Here is a 9,403-nt window from a genome sequence, read left to right as displayed (position 1 = left end):
CCGGGGCTGCGAATTTCAAGAGCGCCTCGGGGAGCGCGGACGGTATCCGGTTCGTCACCGGGATCCTCGGTGACACCAACGCCAACCACACGGTCCGCATCACCGTGCCCAGCTCGGGCGACCGGTGGATCGCGTTCCACCACGCGAACGTCTGGACGGTCACTGGCGGCGCCCCGACCGTCACCGCCCCGGCCGTCACCGTCAACGCGGCTTCCGCCATCACCGGGGTCACGGCCGCCCTGTCGGGCACGGTCACCCCGAACGGCGCGGCGACGACGTGGGCGTTCCAGTACGGCACCACCGCCAGCTACGGCACCCAGTCCCCGGCCAGCCCCGGCAGCATCCCGATCGGCGCCGGCGTCAACGTCTCCACCAGCCTGTCCGGGCTGACCGCCAGCACGCTTTACCACTGGCGACTGCAGGCCGTGAACAGCGCCGGGACCACGAACTCGGCCGACCAGACGTTCTCGACCACCGCGACGGGTGCGGCGATGGGCCGCATCACCCGCACCGGCACCCAGCTCATGCTGGGCGGCAGGCAGTACCGGTTCGCCGGCATGAACTGGGAACACGCCGTGAGCTGCGGCCCGGCGGGCAGCACCCCGACCGCCGAGCAGGCCGACCGCTACTTCCGCGAACTCAACCCGCGCAGCATGACGCGGATCTTCGTGTTCCCGAACGCGCCGCTGACCCAGTACGACCTGATCGTCCAGGCCGCGCAGGCCAACGGCCAGTACCTGTGCGTGACGCTGTTCAACCATCACGCGGACTGCACCGCCTACCAGGCGTCGTACGGCACCCCGATCAACGCGACCATGCTCGGCCACCTCGACGCGGTCGTCACCCGCCACGCCGGGAACCCGGCAGTGGCGATGTACGAGCCGGCGAACGAGGCGAGCGACTCGAACATCGCCAACTGGTACCAGGCGATGGGCGTGGCGATCAAAGCCCGCGACCCCCAGGCGCTGGTCGGCACGGGTGGTGGCGTCACAGCCGCTGCCGCCGCCGACCTCACCTGGTTCGCGGGCGGCGCCGACCTCGACCTCATCTCCTGCCACGCCACTTACACCCCGTCGGGCGCCGTCACCAGCCGAGCTGCCGCGTTCAACGAGGCCGCGGCCACGGTCAACAAGGCCTGGTACATGGGCGCCCGCGGATTCGCGAACGGCGGCGGCGACCAGGGGCTCACCGTCAACGGCGCCCGGCTCACCGCCGAATACGGCCTCTACCTCGCCGGCACCGGAAACGTCTCCCACTGCGCCGGCTACGCCTACACCGGCTTCGCGCTCGTCCAGTCCAACCCGGCCACCGAGGCGACGTTCGACAACGCCCTCTGGTCTGCCGCGCGGACCTACGACAACACCGCCTGGAACGGGAGCTGACCATGCCCAGCTTGCAGATCGTCCTCCCGGAACCCGGCGAAGATCCGTGGTACGAGAAGCTGGTCAAGGCCATCCTTGACGTCGTCGCCGCCCACAACGGGGTCCTGTCTACCGCCACCCCCCGGCCCCTCGGACCGGTCGGCGTCGCCGGCACCACCGCCGGGCTCGGCGCACCCGCCGACCACGTCCACTCCTACGACGGGCTGGCGACCGCCGCCGACCTGCAGAACGCGGTCATCGGCGCGGGCGGCACCCCACCCACTCGCACCATCACCGCGGGCACCGGCCTGACCGGTGGTGGCGATCTCACCGCCAACCGGACTCTCGGGGTCGTCTTCGGTACCACCGCGGGCACCGTCGCCGAAGGGGACGACGACCGCATCAACGGCGCCGTCCAGGCCGACACCATCGCCGGCGCCGACAGCGCTTGGCCGCTGCTCGTCAAGGTCACCGGCGACCTCGTCAGCCGGCTCGGGTTCCGCGCCGACGGCACCATCGCCATCGGCGACGCCCCCCTGACCATCTCCGGTGTCACCGGAACCAGCACCGTCACTGTCACCACCAGCGTCGACCACAGCTACGGCGACGGCGACCGGGTCACCATCGACGGCGTCTCCGGCATCACCGGCGTCAACGGCACCTGGACGATCACCCGCACCAGTGACACCGCGTTCACCCTCAACGGCGCCACCGGCTCCGGGACCTACACCACCGGCGGCCAGGCGCAGCGGGTCCTCGGCGGCACCGGCTCCAGCCAGGAGGGGGTCGCGAACTTCCTGGCGCCGGACACGACCCGCGACGTGGTCGTCATCCGCGGGCGGGACGGCTCCACCAAGCAGCTGCTGAGTGTTCGTGACTACCAGGGCGCGATCATCTTCTCGGTCGGGCCGACGGGTGGCGCCGGGGTGTACTCCTCCGACCCGCACGACCTTCTCTTCACGACCAACACCACGTTCGGCCGCACGTTCGCCGCCAACTCCCACGGCGGTGTCCGCATCGCCTCCGGAGACCCGGCCGGCGGTGTCGACATCCTCGCCATCGGCAACGCGATCACGCCGCCCACGGCCAGCCCCGACGGCAGCCACCTCGGCGAAGGGGCGTTCACCACCACGGAGGGCGTCGCCGTGTGGGCCGCTGGTGGCCGGCCGGTGCTGCGCACCTCATCCGGGCACGAGGACGACCCGATCTACCACCGCCGCCGGATCACCTACGGCATCCACGCCCACGGCAACAGCACCGCGATGCTCACCGTCGCCACCCCCGCGCCGACCACCGCGGGCACCCTGACCTCCCCGTCGGACGCCACCGGAACGATCATCCAGTACGAGACCGCGGCCAGCACCGACGCCGATGCCGGACTCATCTCCGTCATGGGCCTCAGCCAGGCCCGGCACGCACCACACCTCTACGCCAAGGTCCGCACCTCTTCGGCGGCCGTCACCAGTACCCGCCTCGCCGTCGGCCTGATCAGTGCCGAGATCGCAACCAGCGCGGGGCCCGCGACCACCGGCAGTTACACCACCGCCCAGGGCGCATGGCTGCGCTACGACACCGCCGTCGACAGCACCGCGTTCTGGCGTGCCGTCACCTCCAGCGGCACCAACGCCACTGTCACCACCACCACCGCGGCGATCGCCACCGACACGGCCTACGAGCTGCGCGTCGAGGTCAACGCCGCCGGCACCGCCGTCCGGTTCTGGGTCAACGAGGCGCTCGTCGCCACCCACACCACCGACCTCCCGGGCGCATCCACCCAGCTCGGCTACACCGCGCGCATCCGCACCCTCACCGCCGCGAGCCGGCAGCTGAAGGTCTCCCGCGTGCTCGTCAACCAGACCTGACCAATCAGCAGGGAGCCGTGCCGTGCCGGTGCCCGCAGGAGGAGGAGTAACAGTGAGTAACCACGGAGGGATGAGCCTGCACTGCGTGGCGTTCCGCGTCACCAAGCTCGCCCTGGACGGTTCCACCCCGGCTGACGTCGGGGTCGGAAGTTCGTATGTCAGCGACAAGCTGATGAAGATCGACTTCAACCCGGAGCTGGACGAAGGACCCGAGATCGCCAACCGGGGTGCCAGCGGTCAGATGGTCCAGGTTTTCAAAATGAAGGACCTGCTCAAGCGCATCAACATGTCCGTCGAGATCGGCGCCCTCGACCCGGAGCTGGAATTCCTGCTCTCCGGCGGCACGATCCTCACCTCCAACGCCTCCCCGCTGACCGCCATGGGCGCACTGGGCAGCTCCACCGCCACCACCGGCGGCACCATGACCGCCGCTACCTACGGCTACAAGGTCGCCGCCCGCAGCGCCTACGGCTCCACCATCGCCAGCGCCGAAAAGACGCAGGTCGTCCCCTCGGGCACCTCGACGAACACGGTGACGCTGACGTGGACGACCGTGTCCGGCGCGGCCGGCTACGACGTCTTCGGGCGCACCTCCGGCGGCCCGTGGGGTCTCATCGCGAAGATCGGGCAGGCCGGGTCGCCGACCTGGACCGACACCGGCGGCCTCACCCCGAACGCGGACGTCCTCGCCCCCACCGCCGACACCAGCGGCGTCGCACCCAATGGCTACGCCTACCCGGCCGTGGGTGCGGAGTCCGCCGGCTACGGCGTGTCCATCGAAGCCTGGTCGCGGAACATCGCCGAGCCGGGGAACCCGCAGGGTTATCCCGCTGGGCAGCAGATCGGCGAGGCGCCGTGGATCCGCTGGGTTTTCCCCCGCGTCTTCCTCCAGAAGGGCGACCGGACGTTGGACGGCAACCCGCTCGGCAGCGTGTTCAACGGGTGGGCCGAGGAGAACTCCAGCTGGGGCAACGGGCCGTTCAACGACTGGCTCTACCCCAGCTCCAGGCTGGTCCAGTACGCCTACGAGTCCGACGGTGGCCTGCCCACCGCCGGCGTCGGCCGCATCGCCATCCCGGCGCAGGTCTGAGGCTGACCACCGATGACGCGCCTACCTTTCCCGCAGGACCGGACGGCCTACGCCCCCGGCGGTGGGATCTTCCGCGCCGTGCCGGTAGGTGCGGCCGTCGAAATCCGTCTGGACACCAACCCGGGCGAGCTGCCCCCCATCCCCGGCGACCCGGCCGATGTGCGTCGTCACGACGGCACCGAAGGCCCGATCATCGTCGACTCGGTGTCCCAGATGGCACCGTGGCTGGGCCCCGACCAGGTCGACCCGGACAAGACGCTTCTGGTCCGGGTCAACGGCGGCGTGTGGTGGCGCGTCGAAGCGTGCCTGGCCCCACGGGTGGACGGCCTCGACGCCCGCCTGGTCGACGTCGAGGAGAACGGCGGCGGTGGTGGGGGCAGCGTCCCGACCTCCCGCACCATCACCGCCGGGACGGGGATGACCGGCGGCGGCGACCTGACCGCCAACCGGACTATTGCCGCGAACATCGGCACCACCACGGGCACCGTCGCCGCCGGTGACGACTCCCGCATCACCGGCGCCACCCCGACAAGTCGCACCATCACAGCGGGCACCGGTCTCACCGGCGGTGGCAGCCTCGCCGCCGACCGGACACTGGCCGTCACCTACGGCACCACCAGCGGCACCGCAGCGCAGGGCAACGACAGCCGCATCGTCGGCGCCGAGCAGGCCGCGAACAAGGGTGAGCCGGACGGATACGCCGAGCTTGACGGCTCCGGACTTGTGCCCGCCGCACAGCTGCCCATCGGCACCTCCGCCGGCACCGTCGCCGCCGGCAACGACTCGCGGATCGCGGACACCACCACCGCGATCAATGCGGTCGACGACCGGGTCGACCAGTGCATCGCCGTCGTCTACCACACCGGCAGCGCCTGGCCCGACCGGCCCACCGGCTTCGAATCAGTCGAGTGGCGCGGCCCGGACGCCAGCCGGCCGACCATCGGCGGCACAGGGGCCCGCGACGGCTACGACACGTTCCTGCCGATCTCATGAGCAGGTCGGTGTACGTCGCATCCGGAGGCCTGTGGCGCGGCCTGGCGGGCGCAGCGACGACCGCGACACCGCCGTCCCCGCCGGCAGTCGTCGGTGTCACCCCCGGCGACGGGCAGGTCGTCGTCAACTGGCTGCCACCGCTCAACATCGGCGGCAGTGCGATCACCGGCTATCAGGCGATCGCGGACCCCGGCGCCGTGTCGGCGAGCGTGGGCGGCGGGGTGACGCAGGCCACCATCGGCGGCCTGGTGAACGAGTCGGAGTACACGGTCACGATCCGGGCTACCAACGGGATCGGCCAAGGCCCGGCATCCAGGCCGTCGGCGCCCGTCACCCCAGTGAGCACAGCGCCGGTGGTGCGTCGCGACGCCACGAACACCGGGGTGTTGGGTGTCTACGACTCCGGCCTCGGCCGGAATCTGACCTACGGCGATCTGACCCCGTACACGGGGTCGATCAACCTCACCACGCCCGGGCTGACGTTGTACCGCCAGGACATTGTCCTGACCACCTCGCCACTGATCATCGCCGCGCACAACATCACACTCAGCCAGTGCCGGATCCGCTGGCCCGCAGGCACCAGCGCCCCGAGCGTGATCCGCCGCGCCTACACGATGATCCCCACCGGCACCCAGTTCATCGACTGCGAGATCGACGGGCAGGGAGTACCTCGCACAGCCGGGGTGTACCCGTCCGGCGCCGCACCATCCAGCATCATCACCGCCCTGTGGGGATATTCGTTCCTCCGCTGCAACCTCCACGGCACCACCGACATTTTCCAGCCGTCCGGGAACGCCTCCGGGCAGCCGGTGTACATCCAGGACTCCTACCTGCACCGCCCCGTGCAGATCGTCGGCGCGAACGACACCCAGGTCTCCCACAACGACATGATCCAGGTTGCTGGCACAGGAACAGCCGGCGGCATTTTCATCCAGCGGTCCACGCTCGACGGATACACACCGGAACAGCCAGTCCACTACACGAGTAGCTGTGTCACGTTCGACGGGATCCAGGCTGGTAGCACCGTCAGCAATTTCGTGTTGGAGGACTGCTACGTCAACGGCGCAGGATTCCCCGCGCGACTACGTGCGGCGAACACAACCGCGGTCTACCGGCGGAACCGGTTCGGGCTGAACGTTCAGTTCGGGCCGCGGACCACACCGGTGCCCAGCACGGGCTGGCAGGCCAGCAACGTGTGGGACGTGTCCGGCACCACCGACTACGGCACAGCTGTCCTCGCCGGGCAGGTGATCCCGTGACGATCGCCTGGTCCTGGACCGGCACCGCGGTGGATCACGCCACCGCGCCGTCGCCGGCGTACCCGGCGTCCGGCGTGGCGGCCGGCGATCAGGTGCTCCTCGTCCTGGTCAACAAGCCGGAGACGGCCACGCCCTCGACGCCGTCGGGGTGGACGCAGATCCTTACCGGCACCGGTGGGTCCGGTGCGGCCGGGTCCGACACGGGCCCGGTTCGGATCACCGTGCTCGGGCGGACCGCGACCGGCAGCGAAGCATCCACCACGGTCCCCGTGACCGTCACCTCCGCCAACGGCGTCAGCGCCGTCCTCGTCGGACTGACGAAAACGGCCGTGAACTGGCTCATCGCCTCCGCCGGGGTCGGCTCGGACACGACCGCGAACACCACCCTGACCGCGACGGCACCGTCGACGATCGCTGTCGCGTCCGGTGACTATCTGATCGGGGTCGTCGGGCTCGGCACGGACAGCGTCAACGTCGCTTCCGGCAGCACGACCGTGCCCGGCACCACCATCGGCACCTGGACCGAACGTGTCGACATCGGCCACGCGGCCGGTGGCGACGACCGGCGGATGGCTGTGTACGACGCGGCCGTCACTGCCGGAACATCCTCCGGCGCGGCGACGATCACGTTCACGCTCGGCACCTCCGCACCCGGAGCGGTCGCACTCCTACGGCTACGCGAGTCCAGCAACGCCCCGCCGACCGCCAACGCCGGACCCGACCAGCTCGGCATCGTCGACAGCCCGGTCACCTTGGACGGCACCGGCAGCTCGGACCCTGACGGCACCATCGCCGCCTACGCCTGGACCCAGGTGTCCGGCCCGGCGGTAACCCTGTCGTCGGCGAGCGCCGCACAGCCGACATTCACGCCGACAGCCGTGGGCAGCTACACGTTCGGGCTGATCGTCACCGACAACGGCGGCGACACCTCGCTGCAGGACACGGTCACCATCTCCGTCGTCCTCCCCGGCGGCCGGTATCACGCCAGCGGCGGGTCGTGGACCTGGCGGCAGATCCGCGTCGCCCTGTCAGGGGTGTGGTCCTGATGCCCGTCCCCGCCGGCCCCACCCCGCCCCCGTCGGGCCTGTGCTCCCCATGGGTGGACGCGGCCACCGTCGCCGCCCGGCCCGACATGGCTGACGTCACGATCACCCCGGAGACGCTCGCCGCTGCCTGCGTCGACGCATCCGCGCTGCTCTACATCCTGTCCGGCCGGCAGTACCCCGGTATCTGCACCAGCACCGTCCGGCCCCACAACGGCTCCGGTGGGTGGGGTGGCATCGACCTGCAGCTCTACCCCATCCACACGGTCATCGAGGTCAAGGTCGACGGCGAAACCCTCGGGGCCGGCGACTACCGGCTCGACGACCGGCGGTGGCTCGTCCGCACCGACGGGCTGATCTGGCCCTCCGACCAGTGGCTCCACCTTGCCGACACCGAGGCTGGCACCTGGTCCGTCGCCGCCGTCCACGGCGCCGAACCGCCAGCGCTCGGCGTCTCCGCCGCATCCCGGCTCGCCGCCGAACTCGCCAAGGAACGCACCCCGGGCGCTACCACTGCGCTACCACGCCGGCTCACCAACATCACCCGACAGGGCGTGTCCATGACCCTCGTCGACCCGGCGACCTACCTGGACCAGGGCCGCACCGGCGTCCCCGAGGTCGACCGGTTCATCGCCGCGGTCAACCCGTCCCGGCAGCGGGCCCGGCCCGCCGTGTTCTCACCTGACCTGCCCCGACGGAGGAGGGTCTGATGTCCCTGACATTCCCGGAGTCCTACGGCGAGCTCGAAGTGCTCGCCCACTACGGCGCCACCGCCGACGAGCTGGCCCGCCGCCTCGCCGAACGCGAGCGGATGGGCGAGATGGAACGCTGGCAGCTCGACGTCCAAGCCCGCGCCCATGTCGCCCCGACGATCGACGACCACCGGCAGCGGTGGGGGCGTGACCGGCGTCCGGCCGAGCCTGAGTCGAAAACCCCGCCCACCGTCGACGACAGCGACGACAGCGGCGAGGACGTCGACCTCGACGAGGTACCCCGCGGCGCCATGCCCGACGTCCTCAACTGGGTCGAAGCCTCCCCCGAGCGGGCCCGGGCGGCCATCGCCGTCGAAGAGGCCCGCGACGACCCGCGGACCTCCCTGCTGACCAAGCTGCGGAAGATCGTCGATGGCTGAGCCGTACGCGATGGCCGTCGACCTGATGGACCGGGTCGTCGCCTTCTTCGGCGAGCAGGACGCGGCACTCCCGTCGGTCCGCTACGTGGCACCCGGCGACTCCGGAGCGCTGGCCTTCGACGAAGACCCGAGCGGCGGGGTCCGTGAGGCCGTCATGGTCAACGTCGACTACATCAGCCCCGGCCAGCCCGGAGACGACCAGCAGAACGCCCCCCGCAACCTGTGGCAACCCCAGCGGTTCGCCCAGTTCGCGGTCACGATCCTGCGACGCGCCGCCACCCAAGACGACAGCGGCGTCGCCCCGACGCCCGCCCAGATCCAGGTCGACGGGCAGACGAACCTGCGTGACCTCGACGTGCTGCACCGGGCGCTCGAACACATCCGCAACGGCAGCGCGGGCGCGGGCGGGTGGGCGCCACGCGGCAGCACCGTCACCGTCGGGCGCACCCAGACTGTCGGACCACAGGGCGCCGCCGTCGCCGTCGTCGGCGTCCTCCAGGCGGTGGTGTCCACGTGACCCGCCCGCCCGACCGCACCTACCGGCTGAACGACTCCGCCGAGCTGCAGGTCACCTGGGACAACCAGGCACTGGCCCGCCTCGAACGGTCCCCGCAGGGCATGGTCGTCCGCGAACTGGTGCGCCGCGGGCAGCTGGTGCAGGAC

General features: G+C 70.9%; 9 protein-coding genes. All 9 read left to right on the top strand.

Annotation, left to right across the window (positions count from 1 at the left end; genetic code table 11):
• On the top strand, positions 1-1,382 hold a 1,382-nt coding region (locus FDN03_RS16520; RefSeq protein ID WP_212743926.1), incomplete at its 5' end, for a hypothetical protein.
• 2 nt (positions 1,383-1,384) lie between these two features.
• Entirely contained in the window at positions 1,385-3,223 is a 1,839-nt protein-coding gene (locus FDN03_RS16990) for a ubiquitin-activating E1 FCCH domain-containing protein (RefSeq protein ID WP_138178551.1), read from the top strand.
• Positions 3,224-3,275: 52 nt separating this feature from the next.
• Positions 3,276-4,313 carry a hypothetical protein gene (locus FDN03_RS15795; RefSeq protein WP_138178550.1) on the top strand — a complete coding sequence of 346 codons (1,038 nt, stop codon included), beginning with the start codon at positions 3,276-3,278 and terminating at the stop codon, positions 4,311-4,313.
• A 12-nt stretch (positions 4,314-4,325) separates the two neighbouring features.
• Positions 4,326-5,306, top strand: a complete 981-nt coding sequence (locus tag FDN03_RS15790; protein WP_138178549.1) for a hypothetical protein — start codon at positions 4,326-4,328, stop codon at positions 5,304-5,306.
• Between the two features lie 8 nt (positions 5,307-5,314).
• A complete protein-coding gene (locus FDN03_RS15785) occupies positions 5,315-6,565 on the top strand; it encodes a fibronectin type III domain-containing protein (protein ID WP_249354633.1) in 1,251 nt (416 codons plus the stop codon).
• On the top strand, positions 6,562-7,611 hold the full coding sequence (locus FDN03_RS15780; protein WP_138178547.1) for a PKD domain-containing protein: 1,050 nt from the start codon (positions 6,562-6,564) through the stop codon (positions 7,609-7,611). The genes FDN03_RS15785 and FDN03_RS15780 overlap by 4 nt, the downstream gene beginning before the upstream one ends.
• Positions 7,612-7,664: 53 nt before the next feature.
• Positions 7,665-8,318: a hypothetical protein gene (locus FDN03_RS15775; protein ID WP_138178546.1), complete on the top strand. Its 654-nt coding sequence runs from the start codon at positions 7,665-7,667 to the stop codon at positions 8,316-8,318.
• Positions 8,318-8,740: a hypothetical protein gene (locus FDN03_RS15770; protein WP_071083482.1), complete on the top strand. Its 423-nt coding sequence runs from the start codon at positions 8,318-8,320 to the stop codon at positions 8,738-8,740. The genes FDN03_RS15775 and FDN03_RS15770 overlap by 1 nt, the downstream gene beginning before the upstream one ends.
• Complete coding sequence (locus FDN03_RS15765; protein WP_138178545.1) at positions 8,733-9,257, top strand: hypothetical protein; 525 nt, start codon at positions 8,733-8,735, stop codon at positions 9,255-9,257. The genes FDN03_RS15770 and FDN03_RS15765 overlap by 8 nt, the downstream gene beginning before the upstream one ends.
• Positions 9,258-9,403 lie beyond the last annotated feature (146 nt).

The sequence above is a fragment of the Glutamicibacter sp. V16R2B1 genome, assembly GCF_005774635.1.
Lineage (GTDB): Bacteria > Actinomycetota > Actinomycetes > Actinomycetales > Micrococcaceae > Glutamicibacter > Glutamicibacter creatinolyticus.
This window is presented reverse-complemented; position numbering and strand designations above follow the sequence as displayed.